Genomic DNA, 24473 nt, shown 5'->3' with positions numbered 1-24473 from the left:
GAGACGAGCCGGTATAGACCGGCTGTCGAAAGCGGGCTTACGCTGGCGCAAACGCGTGGCGAGACGGCTCACGCACCCCCATATCCCTCTGGGCGGGACGGCGACTGGTACGGACCAGCAGGGACCCCGTCCGACGAGAAGGCGGTACACAGGTGAGAATCAAGCTTGCGGGCGGCGCCGCTCTCGGCGTGGCGGCCATGCTGGTCCTGTCGAGTTGCGGCTCCGGCTCGGGCGGCTCGGGCTCGTCCGGCGACCAGAAGGCGTCCGGCGGAGGCCAGGTCACGCTGAAGATGGTCGCCGCCGACTACGGCGACGGCCCCGGCAAGCCCAACTCCGGCGAGACGTTCTGGAAGGGCGTCGTCGACGAGTTCCAGGCGGCCAACCCGAACATCAAGGTCGACGTCCAGGTCATCAACTGGAACGACATCGACAAGCAGGTCGCCACCATGGTCCAGAACGGCCAGGTGCCCGACATCCTGCAGACCGGCGACTACTCGGGCTTCGCCAAGGACGACATGCTCTACAAGGTCGAGGAGGTGCTCTCCCCGAACGTCTCCGGCGACATGCTGCAGAAGTTCGCCGACTTCGGCAAGGTCGACGGCACCGCCTACGGCATCCCGTTCGTCTCCTCCGCCCGCGCCCTGTTCTACAACAAGGACCTGTTCACCAAGGCCGGCATCAGCGAGCCGCCCAAGACCTGGGACGAGCTCAAGGCCGCCGCCGAGAAGCTCAAGAAGGCCGGCGTCAGCCAGCCGTTCGGCCTGCCCCTCGGCCAGGAGGAGGCCCAGGCCGAGTCGTTCCTGTGGATGCTCGGCAACGGCGGCGGCTACAAGGACGCCTCCGGCAAGTGGGCCATCAACTCCCCGCAGAACATCGAGACGTTCACCTACCTCAAGGGCCTGGTCGACGCCGGCCTGACCACCCCCAACCCCGGCACCAAGGACCGCAAGACGGTCTGGGAGGACTTCGGCGCCGGCAAGGTCGGCATGGTCAACGGCGGCCCCATGTCCATCCCGATCTTCGACGCGGCCGGCCTGAAGGACAAGTACGGCGTCGCGCCCATCCCCGGCAAGTCCGGCCCGCTCGACACCACCCTCGGCGTCATGGACTGGATCATGGCGTTCAACAAGAACGGCCACGCCGCCGAGATCAAGAAGTTCTTCGACTTCTTCTACACCGGCTCCGCCGCCCAGAAGATCAGCGACACGTACAAGCTGCTGCCCGTCACCAACGGCGGCATCCAGAAGCTGTCCAGCGACGAGAAGCTCAAGCCGTTCCTCGACGCCCTGCCCAACGCCAGCTTCTACCCGTTCCAGGACCCCAAGTGGGCCGACCTGAACCCGGAGATCAAGCAGACCATCGGCGGGGCCGTCAAGGACGACCCGGCCAAGGTGCTCGGCGAGCTCCAGAAGACCGCCGACGCCGGCTGACCCCTCGGCGCACCGTACGGCCGGTGTCTCGCAGCCGGGGCGCCGGCCGTACCGTCCTGGAAGGTAGTTCATGAGAAGGTTGCGCGCCCTGGAGCCGCTGGCCTGGACCGGGCCCGCCGTCGTGCTCATCGCGCTCGTCGTGCTCTGGCCGGTCGTCGAGATGATCCGGTCGTCGTTCCTCAAGATCAACCGGCGAGGGGTGGAGCAGGGCTTCTACGGCCTGGCCAACTACGACAAGCTGTTCGACGAGAAGGACTTCGCGGACATCATGGTCCGCAGCGTCATCTGGGTCGTCGCCGTCGTCGCCCTGACCGTGCTCGTCTCGCTCGCCCTCGCCCAGCTGTTCAACCAGCGCTTCCCCGGCCGCCGCGTCGCCCGCTGGGCGCTCATCGCGCCCTGGGCCGCGTCCGTGCTGATGACCGCGATCATCTTCAAGTGGATGCTCGACCCCGAGGTCGGCGTCGTCAACCAGATCCGGGTCAAGCTCGGCCTCCTCGACGCGCTCGGCGGCGCCTCGGCCGACCAGCTCGGCGACGCCTCCACCGCCATGCCGTGGCTGGTCTTCGTCGCCGTCTTCGTCTCCGTGCCGTTCACCACGTACGCGCTGCTCGCCGGCCTGGCCACCATCCCGGCCGACGTCTACGAGGCGGCCAAGATGGACGGCGCGTCCAGACTGCGCACGTACTGGTCCATCACGCTGCCCCTGCTGCGGCCCGCCCTGACCGTGGCCGCGCTCATCAACGTGATGAACGTCTTCAACAGCTTCCCGATCATCTGGGCGATGACGCACGGCCAGCCCGGCTACTCCACCGCCACCTCGACGATCCTCATGTTCATCCTCAAGGGCTCGAACATCGGTGAGTCGGCCGCCATGTCCGTGGTCAACTTCGGCATGGTGCTCGTCCTGACCGTGATCTTCCTCAAGGTCTCCCGCTGGAACAAGGAGGTGGCCTGATGGCCGTCACGACCGCGCCCCCCGCCACCGCCCGCCAGCACGCCCGGCCCCGGCCCCCCGGCCGGCGGGCCATGCCGAGGCTCAAGACCACGATCACCGCGGCCGCCGCCTACGTGATCGCGTTCATCTTCGTCTTCCCGTACCTGGTGATGCTGCTCACCTCGATGCGGCCCCAGGACTCGCTGCGCGAGGCCACCCTGCTGCCCACCGAGTGGGACCTGTCGAGCCTGACCGGCTTCTGGAGCAGCGGCCTGGCCGGCAACCTCATGGTCACCCTCAAGGTGGCCGCCGGGTCCACCATCCTCGTGCTGCTCGTGGCCCTGCCCGCCGCCTACTACTCCGCGCGGTACAACTTCCGGGGGCGCACGGCGTTCCTCATCCTCGTGCTCGTCACCCAGATGTTCCAGCCGACCGCGATGCTCGTCGGCATCTACCGCGAGTTCTACCAGTTCGGGATGGTGGACTCGATCTGGTCGCTCATCCTGGTCAACGGCGGGTTCAACCTGGCGTTCGCGGTGTGGATCCTCAACGCGTACTTCTCGTCCATCCCACGCGAGCTGGAGGAGGCCGCGTTCATCGACGGCAACGGCCGGTTCGGGGCGCTGTTCCGCATCACGCTGCCGCTGGCCATGCCCGGCGTCATCACCGCGCTGATCTTCACGTTCATCGCCGCGTGGAACGAGTTCGTGGTGGCGCTCACGCTCGCCACCACGCCCGAGAACCAGCCGCTCACCGTGGCGCTGAACTCGTTCATCGGTCAGTACCAGGTGGACTGGCAGAGCCTGTTCGCCGGCTCGGTCATCGCGACCATCCCGGTGATCATCCTGTTCGCGCTGATCGAGCGGAAGGTCGTCGGCGGCCTCACCGCCGGCTCCATCAAGTGACGGCTACCGGGGGACGCGGGCCACGCAGAAGACCGTCTGGCCGAACGGCGGCGTGATGAACCGCTCGATCAGCCGCGTCGCCGGCACCACCGTGCGGTCGTAGATCTTCACCAGCCGCGGGTCGGGGTAGCCCACCCCGCCCCGCCGCACCGCCGCCCACCAGGCGATGCCGCCCAGGAAGTTGATCGGCTTGAGCACGTCGATGTCGAGCCCCGCCTTGGCGACCGTCGAGCGCAGCGTCTTGGGCGTGTAGCGCTGGACGTGGCCGACCTTGCGGTCGAAGTCCCCGTAGAGCTGCATGTAGCCCGGCACCCAGATGATGATCCGCCCGCCCGGCAGCGTCACCTTCGCCAGCGAGCGCAGCGCCTCGGCGTCCTCCTCGATGTGCTCGAGGACGTTCATCATCACGACCGTGTCGACCTTGTCCTCCAGCGGGATGTCGGTCGGCAGCCCGAACTGGAGCACGTCGATGTCGTCGCGACCCGCGAAGCGCTTGCGCAGCTGCTCGACGCAGTAGGGGTCGAAGTCGCTCACCACGAGCCGGTCGAGCCGCGGCAGGAACTGCTCGGCGAAGTGGCCCAGGCCGGAGCCGATCTCCAGCATCGACCGCCCGACGTGCGGGGCGACCATGTCCAGCTCGTACTGCCGGTAGTTCTTGGCCTCGTCGCCTCCGAGGTGGTTCTCCAACGCCTCGTCGCCGGCCGCCGGCTGCACTACACGGTCATACCCTGAAGACATAGTCCCGTTCCTTTAAGGGCTCGCGGATTGGCCCGAGTCTAGTGCCCGGCCGGGCTCGAAGGTCACATGATGCGCCGAACGGGTCTTCCCAGACCGTCCGGGATGCGGTGGAATCTGACCCGCCCATGGACGACGACGAGGCCATCGCCCGCTCCCTCGCCGGTGACCTGACCGCCTACGAGGCGCTGGTCGCCCGCTACAGCGCGCTCGCCCACCGCACCGCCGCCATGCTCGGCGCCGCCGACGAGGCCGAGGACGTGGTGCAGGAGGCGTTCGTCAAGGCGTACCGCGCCCTCGCGTCGTTCCGCCGCGGGTCGCCGTTCCGGCCGTGGCTGCTGCGGATCGTGGCCAACGAGACGCACAACCTCACCCGCTCGCGCGGGCGCAGGAACGGCCTCGCCGCCCGGCTCGGCGCCGTCGCCGACCCCGTCGCCCCCGACGACCCGGAGGGCGCCGCCGTGGCCGGGGACCGCCGCGCCCGGCTGCTGGAGGCCGTCCGCGCCCTGCCCGACGGGGAACGCGACGCGGTCGTCTGCCGGTACTTCTTACAGCTGAGCGAGGCCGAGACCGCCGAGGTGCTCGGCCGTCCAGTGGGCACCGTCAAGTCCAGCACGCACCGCGGGCTGGCCCGGCTGAGGGAGGAGGTGGGCGGTGAGCTCGCGTGAACCCCACGACGACGATCGCGGCGATCGCGGCGATCGCGACGATTTCGGCGACTCCGATGCTTTCGGCGACCTCGAAGCTGAGCTGTTCGCGCTCGGCGACGCCCTCGACGTCCCCGCGCCGCCGCCCGCCGACGTCGCGGCAGCCGTCCGTGCCCGCCTGGCCGCCACCCCCGCCTCCCGTGTCACCCGCACACCGGGCACGTGGCGCAGGCGCCGGTGGGCGGTCGTCGCCGCCGTGGTGCTCGCCGTGGCCGCCCTCACGGCCGCCACCCCGCAGGGCAGGGCCGCGGTCGCGCAGATCCTCCGGTACGCCGGGATCGAACTGCGCCTCGGCGGCGCCCCGACGACCGGCACGACCACACCCGGCGGCCCCACGCCCACCTCGCTGCCGGGAGAGCGCGCCGTCACCCTCGCCGAGGCCCGCGCCATGGTCCGCTTCCCCGTCCGGACCCCGGCCGCCCTCGGCGCCCCGGACACCGTCACCGTCGCCGACGGCGGGCGCGTCGTCTCCATGCTGTGGCCCGGCGGCCTGCGGCTCGACCAGTTCGACGGCACCATCAGCCCGTACCTGTGGAAGCAGCTCGGCCCGCCCTTCCCCGAGCAGGTCCACGCCCGCGGCATCGACGCCCTGTGGATCGGCGGCGCCCACCCCCTCGGCTACATCAAGCGCGAGGACGGCACCTCCGTGCCGCTCCGGCAGGCCGCGCCCACCCTGATCTGGGAGAACGGCGGAGTCGGCCACCGCCTGGAGGGCGCGGGGGACAAGGACCGCGCCGCCCGCATCGCCGCCTCGCTACGCTGACCGCCCACCGGGGAGCGGCGCTCACCCGGGCGCGGCCAGCCAGTCGTCGATCTCCTTCAACAGCTCCTTGCGGGTCTCCTCCGGCGCCGCCGAGGCCCGCACCGACTGCCGCGCCAGCTCCGCGACCTCCGCGTCGGTGAAGCCGTACGCCTCGCGCGCCAGCTCGTACTGCCGCGCCAGCCGCGACCCGAACAGCAGCGGGTCGTCGGCCCCCAGCGCGATCGGCACCCCCGCCTCGAACAACCGCCGCACCGGCACGTCGCTCGCCCGCTCGGCCACCCCGAGCCCCACGTTCGAGCTGGGACACACCTCGCAGCAGATCTCCCGCCGCGCCAGCAGCTCCATCAGCCGCTCGTCCTCCGCCGCGCGCACCCCGTGCCCCAGCCGGTCGGCGCCCAGGTCCTCCACGCACTGCGCCACGCTGCGCGGCCCCAGCAGCTCACCGCCGTGCGGCACCGCCAGCAGCCCGGCCCGCCGCGCGATACGGAACGCCCGCTCGAAGTCGCGGGCCTGCCCCCGGCGTTCGTCGTTCGACAGCCCGAACCCCACCACGCCCCGCCCCGCGAACTGCGCCGCGAGCCGCGCCAGCGTGTTGGCGTCCAGCGGGTGGCGCGTGCGGTTGGCCGCCACGACCACCGCGATCCCCACGCCCGCGTGCTCCGCGGCCCGGCCGACCGCGTCCAGCACCAGCTCCATCGTCGCCGTCAGCCCGCCGAAGCGGTGCGCGTAGCCCGACGGGTCCACCTGGATCTCCAGCCACCGCGACCCCTCGGCCGCCTCGTCCTCGGCCGTCTCCCGCAGCAGCCGGTAGACGTGCTCCGGCCGCGACAGCACCGACCGCGCGATGTCGTACAACCGCTGGAACCGGAACCAGCCCCGCTCGTCGGTGGCCCGCAGGCGCGGCGGCCAGTCCTGTTCCAGGGCGTCCGGCAGGTGCAGGCCCTGCTCCCGGGCCAGCTCGATCAGCGTCGAGTGCCGCATCGATCCGGTGAAGTGCAGGTGCAGGTGAGCCTTGGGGAGAGCGTCGAGCGGACGTGCCATTTCCCTATGGTGCCACTCAACCCGGTGCGGTACTCACGCGTTGAGGAGGGGCGAAAGGGGACCCTCGCTCATGACGGATGAAGATGAGGCGGCGTTCGACGAGTTCCTCGCCGCCCGGAGCACCTCGCTCATGCGCACCGCGATCCTGGTCTGTGGCGCCACCAGCCACGACGCCGAGGACCTCGTCCAGCACGCGCTGGAGAAGGTCTACCGGCACTGGCCGAGGATCCGGGGCGACAATCCCGATGCGTACGCGCGCAAGATCGTCGTCAACGCGGCGATCAGCAAGGCGCGGCGCCGCCGCCTGATCCAGGAGATCACGTTCGCGCGGCCGCCCGAGACGGCCGCGCCCTCACCCGACCTCGACCTGCGCGACGCGCTCTTCGAGGAACTGCGCAGGCTCCCGCCCAGGATGCGGGCCGTGCTCGTCCTCCGCTACTGGGAGGCCCAGTCCGAAGCCGCGACCGCTGCCCTGCTCGGCTGCTCGCCCGGCACCGTCAAGTCCCAGGCCGCGCGCGGCCTGGCCAGGATCCGCGAACGCATGAACGTCACCGAAGGAGCGATGCCATGAACGTCGAGGACCTCCTCGCGGAGGCCATGGAGCGCCAGGTGTCCCACGTGCAGGCCCCGCCCACACTGGGCCGGACCGTGCGCCGCCGGCACCGCGCCCACGTCATGAGGTTCCGCGTGGCCGGAGCCGCCCTCGTGACGGCGGCCGTCGCCGTGGCCGTGCCGCCGGCCCTGAACACCGGAGGGGCCGTCCCCGCGGCTCCCGCCGGTTCGCCCACCTCCGGCCAGGACACCGCCGTGGTGGACTCCGTCACCATGCCCGACGTCACGGGCATGAAGATCGCCGACGCCGTCGCGGCCGTACGCGCGGCCGGCCTGGGCCTGGACGGCGCGGAGCCGTTCAGCCCCGGGTCGGCCGACGAGATCGTCGTCACGCAGAAGCCCGCCGCCGGCGCGGAGGTCGCCAGGGGCTCCCTCGTCGCCCTCACCTCCCTGCCCCCGATCAGCCGGCCGCAGGACCTCGGCGACCTCGGCGACGGCCGCACGTTCGGCGGCATCCACGTCGGCTACCTGCCCGAGGGCCTGGCCTGGAGCCGGTGGTCGGGCAAGAACGGCTTCGGCAAGACCAGCTACGCCACCTCGTACGCGCCCGACGGCGGTGACGACAGCCGCGGGTACGGCGTCCAGATCGTCGTGTACAAGGGCGAGGCGGCCAAGCGCGTCCGGAGCCGGATGGACACCCTGCCGTCCGTCGCGATCGGCGACCGCGAGGGCTACCTGGCCAACCTCACCGACGGCGGGGAGGTCGTCAAGGAGCCCCGGGACGACGCCACGGCCACGATCGGCTTCCTCGTGAGCGACGAGATGGCGGTCGAGGTGTGCATCAGCCCCAAGTACGCCAAGCAGGTCGACGCCATGGCCGAGCTGAAGAAGATCGCCGAGGGCATCGAACCGATCAGGTGACCCGTGCCCGTCGCCGGCTGAGCGGGGGCCAGTCGTGCGAACGGCACCACGGGCGGCGGTGGAGCGGGGATCCTACGGTCATGACCCCTGAGGCGATGACCCCCCGTCCCCCGCAGGACGCGCCACCCCGGCGGTTCCCCGGGGAGACGGGCACGCCGGCGGCCGTCGCCTCCCATGGCACCCCACCCCTCCACCCTGCTCCGCCCCCACAGGAGGGCTCGGCCTTGGGAGCGGGCCCTGCCCCATGGGAGGACCCGGCCCCACGGGACGGCTCGGCCCCGGGAGAGCCGGGAGAGGTTGTGGCTCCGGGTGACGCCGTGACCCTGCAAGAGCGCGCGGGGGAGGGCCCCGGTGTTCGGCAGGGCGGGCAGTGGTGGCGGGCGGTGCTCGCGCTCGGCGCGTTCGGGGTGGCGGCGGCCACCGTGTTGGGGATCTTCTCCTCGGGGTTCGGCCGCCCGCCCCGCGCCGCCGCCCTCGACCCGCCGCCGCGCTCCGGGGAGTCGTCGGCGTCCTCGCCCGGGGCGGGAGCGCTCGTGACCGCGCCGCCCGGCGTCGCGCCACCCACGGCAGGCGCCCCCGCCGGGCCCGCGCAGGCGCCGCCGCCTCCCGGCCCCGCCTCCACCCTCGCCGTCGTCTCCGCCGACCTGTGGTTCACCCACCTCCCGGCCGGGCTCACCCGAACGGGCGGGGGAGCGGCCGACACGGGCCCCGGCACACGTACCGTGTGGGCCCTCTGGGCCGCACGACCCTCCTCCGTGCCGGACACCGAGGCCGCGGGACACGGGACGGTAGCGGGACACGGGACGGTAGCGGGACACGGGACCGACGTCCGGGCCACCGGGTACGCGGCGGGCGACCGGTTCGTCGAGGTCCGCGCCGACTACGGCGCGATCGCCGCGAGCTGGGCGGCCTACCGCCGCACCGCACCGCCCGGCTCCAGGGAGACCGCAGTCGGCGGCAGGCCCGCCATGGTCGGCCGTGACCCGCGCGGCGGCCGCACCGTCGTCCGGCTCCTGCGCCCCGGCCTCGGGGTCCGCGTCCGGGTCGGGGAGCCGCTCGCCGGGGAGCTGCTTCCTGTTGCCGCCTCCGTACGGAGTCTTGTAGGAGACTGGGGAGGTTTTCCCTGAGTCTCCACACATAGTCATGGGGGGTCGATGCGCCGCTGCCTGGCCTCGGCGATCATCGTGCTGGCAGTGGCCGGTTGCGGCTCCGACGTGCCCGTGACGCACACCGCGCGCACCACGCCCGGTCCCGTCACCGTCCACGAGACGCCGTATCCGGACCTCACCTGCGGTGACGGCAGCGTGACGCTCACCTACGTGCCGTCCGGGCTCTCCCGCGGCCCCGCGTTCAACCGGGTCAAGTCGCTGACCCGCAAGCTCCACGTGCGCGGCCGGACCTGGCGCGGCAGCGGCGGCGAGCAGCTGCTGGTCGGGGTGGTGTGCGGGGTGCGGTCCGTCGAGACGTTCGCCGGCCTGGTCAGCAGGGCCGGGCTCGGCGCGTACGAGGGCATGCCGGCGCTCCGCTGGCGCACCCGGGGCGACATGCGCAACTTCATGTGGCTCGAACGGCCCGGCGTCGCGGTGTACGTGGCCGCGACGCCGGGACTCGCCCACGAGGTCCGGGACGTCGCCGACGGCGTCGCCCTGGACGGCTGACGGACACACAGCGGCTGACGGACTCGCACCGGTTGACGGACTCGCAGCGGCTGCCGGGCCCCGGACGGCCGCCGCGCCCCCCGGACGGCCCGGGTGTCAGTGCGCCTCGGACAGCAGCTTGGCCATCCGGCTGACGCCCTCGACCAGGTCGTCGTCGCCCAGCGCGTACGACAGCCGGAAGTACCCCGGCGTGCCGAACGCCTCACCCGGCACCACCGCGACCTCGGCCTCCTCCAGGATCAGCTCGGCCAGCTCCGCCGACGACGCGGGCCGCCGCCCGCGCAGCTCCTTGCCCAGCAGCTCCTTGACCGACGGGTACGCGTAGAACGCCCCCTTCGGCTCCGGGCACACCACGCCGGGGATCTCGTTGAGCATCCGCACCATGGTCCGCCGGCGCCGGTCGAACGCCTCGCGCATCCGCTCCACCGCCGACAGGTCGCCCCGCACCGCCGCCAGCGCGGCCATCTGCGAGACGTTCGCCACGTTGGAGGTGGCGTGCGACTGGAGGTTGGTGGCCGCCCGCACCACGTCCGGGGGGCCGATGAGCCAGCCCACCCGCCAGCCCGTCATCGCGTACGTCTTGGCCACGCCGTTGAGCACGACCACCCGGTCGGCCAGCTCCGGCACGGCCGTGGCGATGCTGGTGAACTCGGCGCCGCCGTACACGAGGTGCTCGTAGATCTCGTCCGTGACCACCCACAGGCCGTGCTCGGCCGCCCAGCGGCCGATCTCCTCGGTCTGCTCGCGCGTGTGGACCGCGCCCGTGGGGTTGGACGGCGAGACGAACAGCAGCACCTTCGTGCGCTCCGTGCGCGCCGCCTCCAGCTGGTCGACCGTCACGAGGTAGCCGGTCGTCTCGTCGGTCACGACGTCGACCTGGACGCCGCCCGCCAGCTTGATCGCCTCGGGGTACGTCGTCCAGTACGGCGCGACGACCAGGACCTCGTCGCCCGGGTCGAGCAGCGTGGCGAACGCCTCGTAGACGGCCTGCTTGCCGCCGTTGGTGACCAGGACCTGCGTGGGCTCCACCCGGTAGCCGGAGTCGCGCAGCGTCTTGTCGGCGATGGCGAGCTTCAGCTCGGGCAGGCCGCCGGCGGGCGTGTACTTGTGGAAGCGGGGGTCGCGGGCCGCCTCGACGGCCGCCTCGACGATGTAGTCGGGCGTCGGGAAGTCCGGCTCGCCGGCGCCGAAGCCGATGACCGGGCGGCCGTCCGCCTTCATCGCCTTCGCCCGTGCGTCCACGGCGAGGGTGGCCGACTCGGAGATCGCGGAGATTCGCGTGGAGACGCGAGGTCGCATGGACATGTCCCCATGCTTTCATCTCCTCGCCGCCGCGACCCGCCGCAGGGCCCGTCGTGGCGGCCCGTCGCGAGGGCCCGTCGCGAGGGCTCTGAGCTGGGAGATCGGAATGAGTTCGACGGAATGGGGATCCACCGATACACTTTCGCCTGGTCGTACCGCCGCATGTCGATGTGCGGTTCGGTCCAGGCAGTGAGCTGATCAGGGTAGTGTGGTTGGCGACATAGGGCACTGGCGCAATTGGTAGCGCACCGGTCTCCAAAACCGGCGGTTGGGGGTTCGAGTCCCTCGTGCCCTGCGAGTGCGGTCCGCGCAATAATGGGCGTGTAAGGCGCGCCGCAAACTGCGTTGGATACGACAGATTCAGGTGAGGACTGTGGCGATCGACACGCGCGGCGAGACCGCAGGCAAGCCCAGTGGTGAGAAGAAGTCTCGCACTACGCCTGCCCTTTTCTACCGGCAGGTCGTCAACGAGCTGCGCAAGGTCATCTGGCCGACGCGCAAGGATCTTGTCACCTACACCACGGTCGTCCTGGTATTCGTTCTGATCATGGTGGCCATCGTGTACGGGCTGGACAGCGCCCTCGGCTGGGCCGTCCTCAAGGTCTTCGGCGGATCCTGATCCGCGCCGGGGTCGTCAAGGCCGCCTGACGGAGTCGCCATTCGATTCGACGAAATTCGACGGAAGAGGAAAGTCACCGTGTCCGAGTCTTCAGTGCCGGCGGAGGAGCCCCGCAGCGAGTGGGGCGACGAGCCGGAAGAGGCCGCCGAGGCCACTGAGGAGTCCTACGGCGCCGAGTTCGCGGACAGCGACGAGAGCGCCGCCGACGAGGCTCCCGCAGCCGAGGACGGTGACGTTGAGCCCGACGTCGAAGAGCCCGACGTCGATCCCGTCGAGGAGTTCAAGCGCGGTCTGCGCGGCCTTCCCGGCGAGTGGTACGTGATCCACTCCTACGCCGGTTACGAGAACCGCGTCAAGTCCAACATCGAGAGCCGCAACGTGTCGCTCAACATGGAGGACTACATTTACCAGGTCGAGGTGCCGACGCACACCGTCCAGGAGTTCAAGAGCGGCAAGAAGGTCCCGGTCAAGGAGCGGGTGCTGCCCGGCTACGTGCTGGTGCGCATGGAGCTGACCGACGAGTCGTGGGCCGCGGTGCGCAACACGCCCGGCGTCACCGGCTTCGTCGGCCTGTCCAACAAGCCGAGCCCGCTGAGCCTCGACGAGGTCGCCAAGCTGCTCGCCCCGGAGCCCACCGAGGAGAGCAAGAAGGCCGCCACCAAGACCGCCACCGGCCCGACCGTCGAGTTCGAGATCGGCGAGTCCGTCACGGTCATGGACGGCCCGTTCGCCACGCTGCCCGCCTCGGTGAGCGAGATCAGCCCCGAGTCGCAGAAGCTCAAGGTGCTCGTCTCGATCTTCGGCCGCGAGACCCCGGTCGAGCTGTCGTTCAACCAGGTCTCGAAGATCTAAGACGATCACCTACACTTAGACGTTCGGCTGGCCGCCTGTCGCGAAGGGCGGCCTTCCGACATGTCCGGCCGCACCCGCGCCCGGACAGCATCACGATCAGGACCCGGAGAAGGACACATGCCTCCGAAGAAGAAGATCGCGGCGCTCGTCAAGGTTCAGCTCCCCGCTGGCCAGGCCACGCCCGCCCCGCCGGTCGGTACCGCCCTCGGTCCGCACGGCGTCAACATCATGGACTTCGTCAAGCAGTACAACGCTGCGACGGAGGCCCAGCGGGGCAACATCATCCCCGTTGAGATCACCATTTTCGAGGATCGCAGCTTCACCTTCATCACGAAGACGCCGCCGGCGCCCGAGCTGATCAAGAAGGCTCTGGGTCTCGACAAGGGCAGCGCGGTCCCGCACAAGGACAAGGTCGGCAAGCTCACCCGCGAGCAGCTCCGCAGCATCGCCGAGACCAAGATGCCCGACCTCAACGCCAACGACATCGAGGCGGCCGAGAAGATCATCGCCGGCACCGCCCGGTCGATGGGCATCACCCTCGCCGACTGACCTTTTCCCATCCCGTGGGAGGGCCCAGCGCTGGCCCGCGGACCACAAGGAGACATCATGCAGCGCAGCAAGGCGCACAAGAACGCCGCGGCGAAGATCGACCGCGAGAAGCTCTACTCCCCGGCCGAGGCGGCCAAGCTCGCCAAGGACACGTCGACCACCAAGTTCGACGCGACCGTCGAGGTCGCCGTCCGGCTCGGCGTCGACCCCCGCAAGGCCGACCAGATCGTGCGCGGCACGGTCAACCTTCCGCACGGCACCGGTAAGACCGCCCGGGTCCTGGTCTTCGCGACCGGTGACCGTGCCGAGGCCGCCCGCGAGGCCGGCGCCGACATCGTCGGCGCCGACGAGCTGATCGACGAGATCGCCAAGGGCAACCGGCTCAACGAGTTCGACGCCGTGGTCGCCACCCCGGACCTCATGGGCAAGGTCGGCCGCCTGGGCCGCGTCCTCGGCCCGCGCGGTCTCATGCCCAACCCCAAGACCGGCACCGTGACGCCCGACGTCGCCAAGGCCGTGACGGAGATCAAGGGCGGCAAGATCGAGTTCCGCACCGACCGGCAGGCCAACCTGCACTTCATCATCGGCAAGACGTCGTTCGACGAGCGCAAGCTCATCGAGAACTACGCCGCCGCGCTGGACGAGGTGCTGCGTCTCAAGCCGTCGGCCGCCAAGGGCCGCTACGTCAAGAAGGTCACCTTCTCGACCACCATGGGCCCCGGCGTCCCGGTCGACCCCAACGCCACGCGCGGCCTCACGGCCGAGCTCGACGCGTAACGACCTTCCGCGCCTTCGGGCGCACATCGAACGGCCCCCGTCTCCTCGCAGGCGGGGGCCGTTCGCGTACGGGCCTGTAGGGGCGTAGGGGTTCGCGCCGGCTGTGCGGCCGTCAGCGTTCGGCGCGCCACACCGCGCCGTAGGAGTACGTCGGCGGGTTGTCGTAGGACACGAATCCCGCCGCCCAGAGTCCTCGGTCGGCGACAACGAGGGCGTTGACGCCGAGGGCGTTCATGCCCATCCGGGCGACCGTCTCCCAGACGCCGGTCGAGCGGTACACCTGCAGCGCCTCGTCCTTCTCCCGCCACAGGCCGGTCGGCCGGTCGGGACCGCCGCGCGCGGCGGGGCGCAGCACGTACGACCCTTCGTCGCAGATCGCCTCGCCCTCTTCGTCCAGGCAGATCCGCCACGACTCGCCCAGCATCCACACCTGCCCCGCCGCCTCGACCGTCACCTGGGTGAGCAGGCTCTCAACCCCTCTCGCCCGCGGGGGCACGGGCAGGCTGTGCCAGGCGCGGCCGTCCCAGCGTGCCATCGCCGGGCGTCCCCGCACCTCGTCATCCCGGACCCCGCCGACGACCCAGACGCCGCCGCGCTCACTGGCGTCCACCGCCCACGGCTCGAACGGCAGCGCCGGCTTCCGCCAGGAGCGCCCGTTCCAGTGGCGGACCCAGCCCTTGCCGCCGCGCGCCGGCTCCGGGATCGCCCACACCTGGCCGTCGTCCAGGGCGACCGCATCGCTGATGGGCCGCTCGGACGGGAAGGCGCCGGCCGGCGCCGGTCCAGCGCACCACCGGATGTCTCGTCAGCGTGCTCACCCCGCAGACCACCGGCGGGCCTGCCGTCCGGCGGGGGCCCACCGCCCAGACCGAGCCGTCCCGCGCGGTGGCGACGTCGCCGAACGCGTGGACGTCGGGAGAAGGGAACGTGTGCACGCGCCAGCCCCGGGCGACCCCCGTCGGGGCCGCGGCCGGGGTGGCGCCCGGCGTGAAGGTGGAGCTGGGGGACTCGTGCCACAACGGGGCCGGGGGGCCGCCGGGGCGGCGCCCGCTTCACCCGGCGGCAGGACTCGGAAAACGATCACATCGGTGCCGCCCTTCAGCCGTTCGTGTTCGCTGGTAGGGGAGGCGGCCCGGCATGAGGCGGATGTGGCGGACGATGCCGCTATGAGACTGACGAAGTTCGGGCACGCCTGCGTGCGGTTGGAGAAGGACGGGCGCGGGCTCGTCATCGACCCCGGCATGATGACCCCGGAGGCCGAGGCCCTGAGCGGGGCGGAGGCCGTGCTCATCACGCACCAGCACTTCGACCACCTCGACCCGGACCGCCTTCGCGCCGCCGCCGCGCACGATCCGGACCTGGCCGTCTACACCTGTCCCGGCGTGGCGCTCGAACTGCCCGACCTCGCCGGCCGCGTGACCGTGGTGCGTGACGGCGACACGTTCTCCGTCGCGGGCTTCCAGGTGAGAGCCGTGGGCGAGAAGCACCATCTCAGCCATCCCGACGTGCCGCCCGTGGACAACGTCGGGTTCGTCGTCGACGACGAGGTCTTCCATCCGGGTGACGCGCTGACCCTGCTCGACGTCCCCACCGTGCTCGTCCCCGGCCAGGCGCCCTGGATGACGGTGCCCGATCTGATCGCGTACCTGCGGAAACTGTCCCCGCGACGCGCCTACGCCATCCACGACGGACTGCTCGGCGAATGGGGCCTGCGCGTCCTGGACGGCGTCCTCGCCGGCGAGGCGGCCGGCCTGGGCACGACCATCCGGCGCCTCGCCGCGGGCGAGTCCGTGGATCTCTGAGCACCGCTGACCCGGACAGGCGACGGCACCACGGGATGGTCCGGGACGACCCTGGGTTTTCCCTTAGATCTCCGGGGAAGACGGCATTCCCGGCTACTGACACGTAGGGTCAAGACATGCTGAAGCGCAGGATTTCTCTCGCCACTGCCGCGGCCGGTGCCGCGTTAGTGGCGGTCACGCTCACCGGTTGCGGCTCGAACACGCAGCCGATCCAGGTGAACCTGGCCGCCTCCGAAGTGCTGGCGCAGGCCGCGCAGAAGACCGCGGAGGTCACCAGCTACACCGTGGACGCCGTCGTCAACGTCACAGGCTCGCAGGACGACAGCGGCAAGGTGCAGGGGCGGATGCTCTATCAGAGCAAGCCGCAGCTCGCCGTCGACCTCACGCTCGACACCGTCGACATGGGCCAGCGCGCGCTGCCCGGCGGGGTGCGCGCCGTGCTCCAGGGCGACACGGTGTACGTCAAGGTCGAGGCGCTGAAGGAGCTCGTCGGCGCCACCAAGCCGTGGATCAAGGTGTCGCTCAGCGACATGGGCGGCTCCGACCAGGTCAGGCAGACGCTCGACCAGGTCCAGCAGTTCGACCTGGCCAACGTCACCAAGATGGTCACCACGTCCCAGGACGTGAAGTCCGTCGGCACGGAGACCGTGGACGGCACGGACACCACGCACTACAGCGGCACGTTCCCGACGGACGTGGCGGTCAAGCAGCTCCCCGCCGACGAGCAGGAGCAGGCCCGCAGGGGCCTGGCGGAGCTGAAGGACGTCAAGTTCGACGTGTGGGTCGGCTCCGACGGCCTGCCGCGCAAGCTCGCCCTGAACGGCAAGGAGCAGGGCACCACGCTCGACGCCACGCTGTTCTTCAAGGGCTTCAACGAGCCGGTGAACATCGAGGCGCCGCCCGCCGACCAGGTCGGTGAGATGCCCAAGGGCACCACCAACTAGTCCGACCAGGACGAGTCCACCAGCGACCGAGCGATCGGTCTCGAGAGCGATTTGGAAACTCGGCGGCCAGGCCGTACTCTGGTCGTTGCCGAAGACCGCCGGCTGTTGTCGGGTGCCTGACTACCTGACGACCGAAGGATCCGCGTAAGCGGACGGCCCGCGCAGGTGTGATGCGAGTTTCCCGCATGGTTCATCCATGTGCGTGAGCCCCGTGTGCGCCCTGCGCCCGGGGCTGTTCTCGTTTCTGTGGGCCTTCACCGGTGGCACATCTGGAAGGAGGCCCATGGCGAGGGCGGATAAGGCGACAGCGGTTGCCGAGCTCAAGAGCGAGTTCGAAGGCAGCGCCGCCGCCGTTCTGACCGAGTACCGCGGTCTCACCGTCGCCCAGCTCAAGCAGCTGCGCGTTGCTCTTGGTGAGAATGCGAAGTTCGCCGTGGCGAAGAACACCCTGACCAAGATCGCGGCCAACGAGGCCGGCGTGACGGGTCTGGACGACCTGCTGATCGGCCCGACCGCTGTCGCCTTCGTCAAGGGCGACGTCGTCGAGGCGGCCAAGGGTCTGCGTGACTTCGCCAAGGCCAATCCCCTTCTGGTGATCAAGGGTGGCGTGCTGGAGGGCAAGGCCCTCGACGCCGCTGAGATCACCAAGCTCGCCGACCTCGAGTCCCGCGAGGTTCTCCTCGCGAAGCTTGCTGGCGCGCTCAAGGCGAAGCAGAGCGCCGCTGCCGCGATGTTCGCCGCGCTGCCCACGCAGATGGCTCAGCTGGCCGAAGCCCTTCGCGCCAAGCGCGACGAGGCGGGCGAGTAGCTCGGGGATTGCCGCACACACCGCGGTCCCGTTCCTAATTTTCGCAAGTCCCATACGGAGGAAATCATCATGGCGAAGCTCAGCAACGACGAGCTGCTCGACGCGTTCAAGGAGATGACCCTCCTCGAGCTGTCCGAGTTCGTGAAGCAGTTCGAGGACGTCTTCGACGTCAAGGCCGCCGCCCCCGTCGCGGTCGCCGCCGCTGCCCCCGCCGGTGGCGGTGCCGCCGCCGCCGAGGTCGAGGAGCAGGACGAGTTCGACGTCATCCTCGAGGCCGCCGGCGACAAGAAGATCCAGGTCATCAAGGAGATCCGCGCCCTCACGTCCCTCGGCCTGAAGGAGGCCAAGGACCTGGTGGACGGCGCTCCCAAGCCGGTCTTCGACGGCAAGGTCAACAAGGAGCAGGCGGAGAAGGCCAAGGCTGCCCTCGAGGGCGCCGGCGCCACCGTCACCGTCAAGTAACACCCCTCTCCGGGCGCCCTTCGCGGGCGCCTCGCGAGGTCGTACGTCCAGAAGGGGCGGCCACACCCTGGTGCCGGGTGTGCCGCCCCTTCTGCGTGCCCGCGCCCTTACGCCGCCACCCCCTTACGGTCCCCACCCCCTTGCGGTCCCCACCCCCTTACGGTCCCCACCCCCGTACGGCCGCCACCCCCGCACGGCCGCGCGCCCCCGTACGCCGCGGCCCCGGTACGCCGTCGCCCCGGGCGTTCTTCGCGGGCCCCGGCCGGGTGCTCAGCAGATTCTCATGCGCCTTTCATGGCCGGCGGAGGAGCCGTTCCTAGCCTGGCCTGCGTGACCACCACCACGCATGTCAGGACCCGATGGGCGCTGGGCGGCCTGCTGGCCGCCACCGCCGCGCTCTACCTGTGGGGGCTCGGCTCGTCCGGCTGGGCCAACGCGTTCTACTCGGCCGCCGTGCAGGCCGGCACCCAGAGCTGGAAGGCGTTCTTCTTCGGCTCGTCCGACGCCGCGAACGCGATCACCGTCGACAAGACGCCGGCGTCGCTGTGGCCGATGGAGCTCAGCGCGCGGATGTTCGGGCTGAACACCTGGAGCATCCTCGTCCCCCAGGCGCTCATGGGGGTGGCGACCGTCGCCGTGGTGTACGCGACCGTGCGCCGGCGCTTCCCGGCCTGGGCGGGGCTGCTGGCCGGCGCCGTCATGGCGCTGACGCCGGTGGCGGTGCTGATGTTCCGCTTCAACAACCCGGACGCGCTCCTGGTGCTGCTCATGACGCTCGCCGCGTACTGCGTGGTGCGGGCGCAGGAGCGGGCCGCCACCCGGTGGCTGGTGCTGGCCGGGGTGTGCCTGGGGTTCGCTTTCCTGGCCAAGATGCTGCAGGCGTTCCTGGTGCTGCCGGGGTTCGCGCTGGTGTACCTGCTGACGGCTCCGACGGGCGCGTGGCGGCGGGTGGGACAGCTCGCGCTGGCCGGGGCGGCCATGGTGGTGTCGGCCGGGTGGTGGCTGCTGGCCGTGGCGCTGGTGCCCACGTCCGACCGGCCGTACATCGGCGGCTCGCAGAGCAACAGCGTGCTGGAGCTGGCGCTCGGCTACAACGGCATCGGGCGGCTCAACGGCGCCGACTACGGCGGCCTCGGCAACCTCAACCAGGAGGCGGGGCCGCTGCGGCTGTTCGACGCCGAGGCGGGCGGCCAGATCTCGTGGCTGCTGCCCGCCGCGCTGATCCTGCTGGGGGCGGGGCTGTGGCTGACGCGGCGCGCGCCCCGTACGGACGCGGCGCGCGCGCAGCTCGGCGTGTGGGGCGGGTGGCTGGTCGTCACGGGGCTGATCTTCAGCTTCATGCAGGGGATCTTCCACGCGTACTACACGGTCGCGCTGGCGCCGGCGATCGCCGCTCTGGTGGGAGCGGGCGCCGCGCTGGCGTGGGAGCGCCGGGAGCCGGTCCTGCCGGCCGCGGTCACGGCGGTGACGGTGCTGTGGTCGTACGTGCTGCTGACGCGTAACGAGGACTGGAACCCCTGGCTGGGGCCCGTGGTGCTGGTGGCGGGACTGGCGCTGGCGGCGGCCCTCCTGACCCTGGGGCGCCTCGCCACGGGGCGCGTGGCCGTACGGGAAAGTCCGGTCGCGGAGGGTGCCGGTCAGGAGGACATGCGGCCCGATCCGGCCGTACGGGGGCTGCCGGTCGAGGAGCGCTCTGCCGTGGCGGGCCCGCTTCAGCCGGAGGCGGTCGGGGAGCACGGCCGGCGCGGCCCGGAGCGGACGGCCCTGACACACGGAGCGGTCCGGATCCGCGAGGCCGCCCACGCCGCCCAGGGCGGGCCGGCCGCCCAGCAAGCTCGGACAAGTCGGGAAGGGCGGGAGCCGGGACGGGGGCGGGCGCCGAGATGGTGGGGTGCGGTCGTCGTGGGCGCGGTCGTGGTGTGCCTCGCCGGGCCGGCCGCGTACGCGGTGGACACCGCCTCCTCGCCGCACACCGGCGCCATCCCGACGGCCGGCCCCTCCACCGGCGGTCCGGGACGCTTCGGCGGCCCCGGCGGGTTCCGCGGCGGAGGCCGGGCGACGGGCACGGGCCCCATGGGCGCCCAGCCCGGTCAGGGTTTGCCCGGGGGAGCGCGGCAGGGCACGGGGCAGCCGGGCGGGGCGTTCCCGGACGGGCGCGCCGCAGGTCGTGGCGGCATGGGCGGCGGCCGGCCCGGCGGCATGGGCGGGCTGCTGAACGCGGGAACCCCGTCCGCCGAGCTGACCACCCTGCTCGAGCGGGACGCCGCCGCCTACACGTGGGCCGCGGCGACTGTCGGCTCGAACAACGCCGCCGGGTACCAGCTCGCGACCGGTCTCCCCGTGATGGCGGTGGGCGGCTTCAACGGCACCGACCCGGCGCCCACACTGGCCCGCTTCCAGCAGTACGTGGCCGAGAAGAAGATCCACTACTTCGTCGGGACGGGCATGCCGGCCATGGGCGGCATGGGCGGCATGGGCGGCACGAACGGCATGGGGGGCTCGGGCAGCGGGGGCAGCGACGACGCGGCCCGGATCGCGGCGTGGGTCCAGGAGACGTTCACGGCCATCACGGTGGGCGGCGTGACGGTCTTCGACCTGACCACCCGCTGACCGGCGACCCACCGGGCCCACCTCCACGCCCGGACGGCCGCCGGTCCCGAGCCGCTCTCACGCCCGCACGGCCGTTCCAGGTGCGTCCCCACGCCCGCACGGTCGCCCTTCCCGACGCGTTCTCGCGCTCGCATGGCGGCCTCGCGCTCGCATGGCGGCCTCGCGCTCGTACGGTGGCCTCGCGCTCGTACGGTGGCCTCGCGCTCGCACGGCGGCGTTCCCGGTGCGCCCCCACGTTCGCACGCCCGCGGTTCTCGGTACGCCCCACGCCCCCACGCCCGCACGCCCCCACGCCCGCACGCCCCCACGTCCCACGGCCGCCGTTCCCAGCGCACGCCGCCGTCCCTGCGGCGGCCCGGTCGACGCGCCCCGGCACCCGTGCGGTGGCTCACCAGGTGCCGCGCCTGTGCAGCGGCCGCCGAGCACCGTGCGCCCCGCCCCCGCCCCCACCCGCGCGGCGGTCCGGCGGAGGCGTCACGGTGCCCATGTGGCAGCCCCCGGGCGCGCCCGCGTCCGCGCGGCCACCGGAGGCGTCCCGGCACCCGTGTGGTGGTCAACCGGGCACACCCACGTCCGTGCGTCGGTCCGGCGGAGGCGTGCTCCGAGGCCCGGGGCCGCGGCCTCGTCAGACCGCGGGCCCCGGCCTCGGTCAGACCGCGGGCCCGGCCCCGGTCAGACCGCGGCGCGGACGCGGCTGATGGCGGAGGAGTCCATGTAGTCGCGCGTGTGGACGATCCGCCCATCCCTCACGCGCAGCACCAGCAGGCCCGGGACGGTGATCGGGTTCCCGGCCACCGTCACGTCGGTCTGCTGCTCCACCACCACGACCTCGGGATCGGCCGTGGCGTGGAGCGCCACCATCCGGACCCGCTCCACCTCGGCCGGAGTCTCCGACCACGTCACGCGGTAGGCGGCGCGCACCTCCTCCCGTCCCTTGAGCGGCGGCAGCCCGCCGAACGGGAACTCGTGCAGCCCCTCCTCGGCGTACAGGTTGGCCAGCTCGTCGGCGGACTTGTGCAGCATGGCGCGGTGGAACGCCGCCACGGTCTCCTCGATGGACACGGAATTACCCCATTTCGCTCAACAGGCGTTGACTCAACGAGCGTAGAGCGAAATGGGAAGTCCGGTCAACGCATGTAGAGTCGACCCGTGACCGAGCCAGCGCCGCCGCGCGCCGAGCGCCGCCGCAGGACCGAGCAGCGGGTCCTCGACGCGGCGCGCGAGCTGTTCGCCGAGCGCGGCTTCGAGCGCACCACGATCCGCGCCGTGGCGGCGTCCGCCGAGGTCGATCCGGCGCTGGTCATGCAGTACTTCGGCAACAAGCGGCGCCTCTTCGCCGAGGCCGTGCGCGTCGCGGGCCCGGCCGGCTCCGCGGGGAGCCCGGAGGAGGCCGTCGAGCAGTTGCTCGCCACCCTGGGCGTGAAGATGCGGCTGCCGCCCGCGTCCCTGGCGATGCTCCGCTCGATGCTCACCCACCCCGAGGCGGCCGCGACGGCGCGCGAGACGCTGGGCCGGCAGGTCGCACAGGTCGGCGCGTCGCTGCCCGGCGAGGACGCCCCGCTGCGCGCGGCCCTCATGACGACGATCCTGCTGGGCGTGACCGTGGGCCACCAGCTTCTGGAACTGGACGAGCTGCGCGAAGCATCACCTGACGCCCTCGCCGCCGCCCTGCGCCCCGCCCTGCGCGCCCTCGCCGACCCAGGCGCCTGAGCTCGCCGGGATTCAGCGCCCGGGCTCAACCCGGGCTCACGCGGCCGCCGCCTGAGTCGCGCCGTCGCTGACCGATCCATGCCGTCTCATGCCGGTCCGGCCGATTCCCGTCCGGTCGCGGTGACCTCCGCGTTATGATCCGGCCGGCGGAAGGGGTGCGCGGACGTGACGAATCTCTCTCTTCGGTTCGGTCGCCCACTGATCCTCGCGATGTCCGCGCTGCTCGTCGTGCTGGCCGTGGCCGGCCTGTGGATCGGCGCGCAGGAACGGGACGCGCAGGCCAGGGCCGACGATCGCGAGGCGGCGCTGCGGGCCGCGGGCTCGCACGCGGTGAACCTGCTGTCGCTGCACTACAAGACCGTGGACGCCGACGCCCGGCGCATCCTCGACTCCTCCACCGGGGCGGCGCGCGAGGAGTACGAGGCGAACCTGGGGCGGCTCAAGAGCACCACGGTCGCCAACAAGGTCGTGCAGGACGGCGTGCTGCGCGCCACCGGGCTCGTGTCGATGACGGGCTCGGCGGCCAGGGTGCTGGTGGTGGCCGACGTGGACATCCGCTGGGAGGGCTCCAAGGCGCCGCCGCAGGACCGGTTCTTCCGGTGGTCGATGGACCTCGTCAAGGTCGGCGGGGTCTGGCTGGTGTCCAAGGCCGTGCAGATGTAGCCCGCCGTCCGGGTGGGTGCCCGGAGGAGAGGAGCGCTGGTGTGAGGGTCGTCATGGCCGCCGTGCTGGCCGTCGCCGTGCTCGTGCTGGGCGCGGTCGTCGGCGTGATGTGGGCCGACCTGCGGGCCCTGCGCGGCGCCGACGCGGACGGCGTGGAGGCGACGGCGGCGGCCCGTACGGCGCTGCCCGAGCTGATGTCGTACGACTACCGCACGGTGGACCGCGACCTGGCGCGGGCCAGGTCGCGCACGACGGGCGCGCTGTCCGGCTACTACGGCGAGCTGGCGAGGTCCCTGGCCGGCAAGGCCAGGGCGCAGAGGACCGTGCAGACGGCGTCCGTCACGGCGGCGGCCGTCGAACGCGCGGAGCCCGGGCGGGTCGAGGTGCTCTTGTTCGTGAACACCGGTACGGTCAGGGAGGTTCCGGGGGAGGCGGCGCCGCAGCGTCAGATCAGCCAGAACCGGGTCAGGCTGACCATGGTCCGCGGTGACCGCGGGTGGCTGGCGGCGGACCTGTCGACGCTGATCGGGACCGTCTGAGGGGCTGGGCGCGGCGGGTCCGTCAATTGTTACCAAAAATGAGGTTTGGCGAAGGCAAAGGACGGGGTACCTCCTTCACGACCACACCGGTCGCCGGCATGGGTTCGGTCCTCGGTGTGACGGAGCGTTAACCGTCCCCGTTCGCGGGTATCGTCTTGGGCCTGACGGTAGGCGCCCGATCACGCAGGGGAGAAAACCCAGCGTCCGGGCCCCTGGTCGGCGGAAAGTCCGGCTTGTGGGCTTGACGTTTCCGCTCGAACGGGCGATGCTGCGACCAACGTGGAGCATGCAGCGAAGGCGAAGTGGACAGGCGTGTGCCGTTCGGCTACACTGCCCCTTTGCGCTGCCCTTTGACGACCCGCTCCGCTTGCTCACGTTGCGAGGTTGTCTGGCGTGCGTGTAGTCAGTCCGCCGCGAGCCCTCGGAAGGACATCTGTTGGCAGCCTCGCGCAACGCCTCCGCCGTACCCGCCGGTCCCCGTCGCGTCTCTTTTTCGCGCATCCAGGAGCCCCTCGAAGTTCCTGACCTCCTCGCCCTGCAGACCGAGTCCTTCGACTGGCTGCTCGGCAACGAGAAGTGGAAGGCCCGGGTAGAGGCGGCTCGCCAGGCCGGTCGCAAGGACGTCCCGACCCAGTCGGGCCTCGAAGAGATCTTCGAAGAGATCAGTCCGATCGAGGACTTCTCGGGGACCATGTCCTTGTCGTTCCGCGACCACCGGTTCGAGCCGCCCAAGTACTCAGTCGATGAGTGCAAAGACAAGGACATGACCTTCTCCGCCCCGATGTTCGTGACGGCGGAGTTCATCAATAACACCACCGGTGAGATCAAGAGCCAGACGGTGTTCATGGGCGACTTCCCGCTCATGACCCAGAAGGGCACCTTCATCATCAACGGCACCGAGCGTGTCGTGGTCTCCCAGCTGGTCCGCTCGCCCGGTGTGTACTTCGAGCGCAACGTCGACAAGACCTCCGACAAGGACCTGTACGGCTGCAAGGTGATCCCGTCGCGGGGCGCCTGGCTCGAGTTCGAGATCGACAAGCGCGACAGCGTCGGTGTGCGCATCGACCGCAAGCGCAAGCAGGCCGTCACCGTGCTGCTCAAGGCACTGGGATGGACCAACGAGCAGATCCTCGAGCGCTTCGGCCAGTACGAGTCCATGCGGGCCACCCTGGAGAAGGACCACACGGCCG

The 24473-nt window shown here is 71.4% G+C and carries 26 protein-coding genes, 1 tRNA gene and 1 pseudogene; 23 read left to right on the top strand and 5 right to left on the bottom strand.

The genetic code is table 11. The features are described 5' to 3' along the window. Positions 1-152: 152 nt before the first annotated feature. The 3 genes from HT134_RS37200 (at position 153) to HT134_RS37190 (ending at position 3269) form a co-directional block, all read left to right on the top strand. Positions 153-1430 carry an extracellular solute-binding protein gene (locus HT134_RS37200; RefSeq protein WP_312888718.1) on the top strand — a complete coding sequence of 426 codons (1278 nt, stop codon included), beginning with the start codon at positions 153-155 and terminating at the stop codon, positions 1428-1430. Between the two features lie 70 nt (positions 1431-1500). After that, entirely contained in the window at positions 1501-2385 is an 885-nt protein-coding gene (locus HT134_RS37195) for a carbohydrate ABC transporter permease (protein WP_175605180.1), read from the top strand. Continuing rightward, positions 2385-3269: a carbohydrate ABC transporter permease gene (locus tag HT134_RS37190; protein WP_175605179.1), complete on the top strand. Its 885-nt coding sequence runs from the start codon at positions 2385-2387 to the stop codon at positions 3267-3269. Before HT134_RS37195 ends, HT134_RS37190 begins: the two co-directional genes overlap by 1 nt. A 3-nt stretch (positions 3270-3272) precedes the next feature. Here HT134_RS37190 and HT134_RS37185 read toward each other — a convergent pair whose 3' ends face one another. Beyond that, on the bottom strand, positions 3273-3983 hold the full coding sequence (locus HT134_RS37185) for a class I SAM-dependent methyltransferase (protein ID WP_312888717.1): 711 nt from the start codon (positions 3981-3983) through the stop codon (positions 3273-3275). 131 nt (positions 3984-4114) lie between these two features. On the opposite strand from HT134_RS37185, the gene HT134_RS37180 reads away from it, so the two are divergent. Both HT134_RS37180 and HT134_RS37175 read left to right on the top strand, forming a co-directional pair. Further along, positions 4115-4672 (top strand): RNA polymerase sigma factor, encoded by a 558-nt coding sequence (locus HT134_RS37180; protein ID WP_312888716.1) that lies wholly within the window; start codon positions 4115-4117, stop codon positions 4670-4672. Further along, positions 4659-5474, top strand: coding sequence for a hypothetical protein (locus tag HT134_RS37175; protein WP_217708820.1), 816 nt, complete (start codon positions 4659-4661; stop codon positions 5472-5474). The genes HT134_RS37180 and HT134_RS37175 overlap by 14 nt, the downstream gene beginning before the upstream one ends. A gap of 21 nt (positions 5475-5495) precedes the next feature. Here the strand turns inward: HT134_RS37175 and HT134_RS37170 are convergent, their stop codons facing one another. Next, the gene (locus tag HT134_RS37170; RefSeq protein WP_175605177.1) at positions 5496-6515 is read right to left on the bottom strand and encodes an adenosine deaminase; all 1020 of its coding nucleotides are present in this window, start codon (positions 6513-6515) and stop codon (positions 5496-5498) included. A 70-nt stretch (positions 6516-6585) separates the two neighbouring features. Here HT134_RS37170 and HT134_RS37165 point away from each other — a divergent pair, with 70 nt between their 5' ends. The 4 genes from HT134_RS37165 to HT134_RS37150 all read left to right on the top strand — a co-directional run bounded on the left by HT134_RS37165 (position 6586) and on the right by HT134_RS37150 (position 9646). Beyond that, entirely contained in the window at positions 6586-7086 is a 501-nt protein-coding gene (locus tag HT134_RS37165) for a SigE family RNA polymerase sigma factor (protein WP_175605176.1), read from the top strand. After that, the gene (locus HT134_RS37160) at positions 7083-7988 is read left to right on the top strand and encodes a PASTA domain-containing protein (RefSeq protein ID WP_175605175.1); all 906 of its coding nucleotides are present in this window, start codon (positions 7083-7085) and stop codon (positions 7986-7988) included. Before HT134_RS37165 ends, HT134_RS37160 begins: the two co-directional genes overlap by 4 nt. 317 nt (positions 7989-8305) lie before the next feature. Then, positions 8306-9115, top strand: coding sequence for a hypothetical protein (locus HT134_RS37155; RefSeq protein ID WP_175605174.1), 810 nt, complete (start codon positions 8306-8308; stop codon positions 9113-9115). Positions 9116-9142: 27 nt separating this feature from the next. Continuing rightward, positions 9143-9646 (top strand): hypothetical protein, encoded by a 504-nt coding sequence (locus HT134_RS37150; protein ID WP_175605173.1) that lies wholly within the window; start codon positions 9143-9145, stop codon positions 9644-9646. A gap of 96 nt (positions 9647-9742) precedes the next feature. On the opposite strand, the gene HT134_RS37145 is transcribed toward HT134_RS37150, so the two are convergent. Continuing rightward, positions 9743-10951 carry a pyridoxal phosphate-dependent aminotransferase gene (locus HT134_RS37145; protein ID WP_175605172.1) on the bottom strand — a complete coding sequence of 403 codons (1209 nt, stop codon included), beginning with the start codon at positions 10949-10951 and terminating at the stop codon, positions 9743-9745. A gap of 219 nt (positions 10952-11170) precedes the next feature. Between HT134_RS37145 and HT134_RS37140 the strand changes: the two genes are divergently transcribed. The 5 genes from HT134_RS37140 (at position 11171) to rplA (ending at position 13745) form a co-directional block, all read left to right on the top strand. After that, a tRNA-Trp gene (locus tag HT134_RS37140) sits at positions 11171-11243 on the top strand. 78 nt (positions 11244-11321) lie between these two features. After that, positions 11322-11567 carry a preprotein translocase subunit SecE gene (gene secE / locus HT134_RS37135; RefSeq protein ID WP_175605171.1) on the top strand — a complete coding sequence of 82 codons (246 nt, stop codon included), beginning with the start codon at positions 11322-11324 and terminating at the stop codon, positions 11565-11567. A 78-nt stretch (positions 11568-11645) separates the two neighbouring features. Next, complete coding sequence (gene nusG / locus HT134_RS37130; RefSeq protein WP_175605170.1) at positions 11646-12419, top strand: transcription termination/antitermination protein NusG; 774 nt, start codon at positions 11646-11648, stop codon at positions 12417-12419. A gap of 117 nt (positions 12420-12536) precedes the next feature. Continuing rightward, entirely contained in the window at positions 12537-12968 is a 432-nt protein-coding gene (gene rplK / locus HT134_RS37125; protein ID WP_175605439.1) for a 50S ribosomal protein L11, read from the top strand. A gap of 57 nt (positions 12969-13025) precedes the next feature. Beyond that, positions 13026-13745: a 50S ribosomal protein L1 gene (gene rplA, locus HT134_RS37120; protein ID WP_175605169.1), complete on the top strand. Its 720-nt coding sequence runs from the start codon at positions 13026-13028 to the stop codon at positions 13743-13745. A 112-nt stretch (positions 13746-13857) separates the two neighbouring features. Here the strand turns inward: rplA and HT134_RS37115 are convergent, their stop codons facing one another. Beyond that, positions 13858-14457, bottom strand: a complete 600-nt coding sequence (locus HT134_RS37115; RefSeq protein ID WP_175605168.1) for a hypothetical protein — start codon at positions 14455-14457, stop codon at positions 13858-13860. A gap of 454 nt (positions 14458-14911) precedes the next feature. On the opposite strand from HT134_RS37115, the gene HT134_RS37110 reads away from it, so the two are divergent. From HT134_RS37110 to HT134_RS47320, 5 genes are all read left to right on the top strand, one after another. Further along, positions 14912-15547, top strand: coding sequence for an MBL fold metallo-hydrolase (locus tag HT134_RS37110; RefSeq protein ID WP_175605167.1), 636 nt, complete (start codon positions 14912-14914; stop codon positions 15545-15547). A 116-nt stretch (positions 15548-15663) separates the two neighbouring features. Further along, positions 15664-16491, top strand: coding sequence for an SCO4651 family lipoprotein (locus HT134_RS37105; protein WP_246366259.1), 828 nt, complete (start codon positions 15664-15666; stop codon positions 16489-16491). Positions 16492-16774: 283 nt separating this feature from the next. Beyond that, positions 16775-17299 (top strand): 50S ribosomal protein L10, encoded by a 525-nt coding sequence (rplJ, locus tag HT134_RS37100; protein ID WP_175605166.1) that lies wholly within the window; start codon positions 16775-16777, stop codon positions 17297-17299. Positions 17300-17368: 69 nt separating this feature from the next. Further along, positions 17369-17761, top strand: coding sequence for a 50S ribosomal protein L7/L12 (gene rplL / locus HT134_RS37095; protein ID WP_175605165.1), 393 nt, complete (start codon positions 17369-17371; stop codon positions 17759-17761). A gap of 330 nt (positions 17762-18091) precedes the next feature. Further along, complete coding sequence (locus HT134_RS47320) at positions 18092-20371, top strand: glycosyltransferase family 39 protein (RefSeq protein ID WP_312888715.1); 2280 nt, start codon at positions 18092-18094, stop codon at positions 20369-20371. 672 nt (positions 20372-21043) lie between these two features. Here the strand turns inward: HT134_RS47320 and HT134_RS37085 are convergent. Continuing rightward, on the bottom strand, positions 21044-21433 hold the full coding sequence (locus HT134_RS37085) for a nuclear transport factor 2 family protein (RefSeq protein WP_217708819.1): 390 nt from the start codon (positions 21431-21433) through the stop codon (positions 21044-21046). 87 nt (positions 21434-21520) lie between these two features. On the opposite strand from HT134_RS37085, the gene HT134_RS47905 reads away from it, so the two are divergent. The 4 genes and pseudogenes from HT134_RS47905 to HT134_RS37065 all read left to right on the top strand — a co-directional run. Then, positions 21521-22081 carry a TetR/AcrR family transcriptional regulator gene (locus HT134_RS47905; protein WP_175605163.1) on the top strand — a complete coding sequence of 187 codons (561 nt, stop codon included), beginning with the start codon at positions 21521-21523 and terminating at the stop codon, positions 22079-22081. A 210-nt stretch (positions 22082-22291) separates the two neighbouring features. Beyond that, the gene (locus HT134_RS37075; RefSeq protein ID WP_217708818.1) at positions 22292-22744 is read left to right on the top strand and encodes an Rv1363c family protein; all 453 of its coding nucleotides are present in this window, start codon (positions 22292-22294) and stop codon (positions 22742-22744) included. A 41-nt stretch (positions 22745-22785) separates the two neighbouring features. Beyond that, on the top strand, positions 22786-23283 hold the full coding sequence (locus tag HT134_RS37070) for a hypothetical protein (RefSeq protein ID WP_312888714.1): 498 nt from the start codon (positions 22786-22788) through the stop codon (positions 23281-23283). Positions 23284-23719: 436 nt separating this feature from the next. After that, positions 23720-24473, top strand: a pseudogene (locus HT134_RS37065) (DNA-directed RNA polymerase subunit beta); the annotation flags it as partial.

The organism is Nonomuraea rhodomycinica, assembly GCF_013363995.1.
GTDB classification, from domain to species: domain Bacteria; phylum Actinomycetota; class Actinomycetes; order Streptosporangiales; family Streptosporangiaceae; genus Nonomuraea; species Nonomuraea rhodomycinica.
This window is presented reverse-complemented; position numbering and strand designations above follow the sequence as displayed.

Excerpts from the sequence above, each read along its gene's own strand:
- HT134_RS37105 (WP_246366259.1), top strand. The coding sequence starts at position 15,664 with ATGCTGAAGCGCAGGATTTCTCTCGCCACTGCCGCGGCCGGTGCCGCG.
- HT134_RS37075 (WP_217708818.1), top strand. The coding sequence starts at position 22,292 with ATGTCCGCGCTGCTCGTCGTGCTGGCCGTGGCCGGCCTGTGGATCGGC.
- rplJ (WP_175605166.1), top strand. The coding sequence starts at position 16,775 with ATGGCGAGGGCGGATAAGGCGACAGCGGTTGCCGAGCTCAAGAGCGAG.
- HT134_RS37145 (WP_175605172.1), bottom strand. The coding sequence starts at position 10,951 with ATGTCCATGCGACCTCGCGTCTCCACGCGAATCTCCGCGATCTCCGAG.
- HT134_RS37190 (WP_175605179.1), top strand. The coding sequence starts at position 2,385 with ATGGCCGTCACGACCGCGCCCCCCGCCACCGCCCGCCAGCACGCCCGG.
- rplK (WP_175605439.1), top strand. The coding sequence starts at position 12,537 with ATGCCTCCGAAGAAGAAGATCGCGGCGCTCGTCAAGGTTCAGCTCCCC.
- HT134_RS37110 (WP_175605167.1), top strand. The coding sequence starts at position 14,912 with ATGAGACTGACGAAGTTCGGGCACGCCTGCGTGCGGTTGGAGAAGGAC.
- HT134_RS37160 (WP_175605175.1), top strand. The coding sequence starts at position 7,083 with ATGAACGTCGAGGACCTCCTCGCGGAGGCCATGGAGCGCCAGGTGTCC.
- HT134_RS37195 (WP_175605180.1), top strand. The coding sequence starts at position 1,501 with ATGAGAAGGTTGCGCGCCCTGGAGCCGCTGGCCTGGACCGGGCCCGCC.
- HT134_RS37165 (WP_175605176.1), top strand. The coding sequence starts at position 6,586 with ATGACGGATGAAGATGAGGCGGCGTTCGACGAGTTCCTCGCCGCCCGG.
- rplL (WP_175605165.1), top strand. The coding sequence starts at position 17,369 with ATGGCGAAGCTCAGCAACGACGAGCTGCTCGACGCGTTCAAGGAGATG.
- rplA (WP_175605169.1), top strand. The coding sequence starts at position 13,026 with ATGCAGCGCAGCAAGGCGCACAAGAACGCCGCGGCGAAGATCGACCGC.
- HT134_RS37150 (WP_175605173.1), top strand. The coding sequence starts at position 9,143 with ATGCGCCGCTGCCTGGCCTCGGCGATCATCGTGCTGGCAGTGGCCGGT.
- HT134_RS37170 (WP_175605177.1), bottom strand. The coding sequence starts at position 6,515 with ATGGCACGTCCGCTCGACGCTCTCCCCAAGGCTCACCTGCACCTGCAC.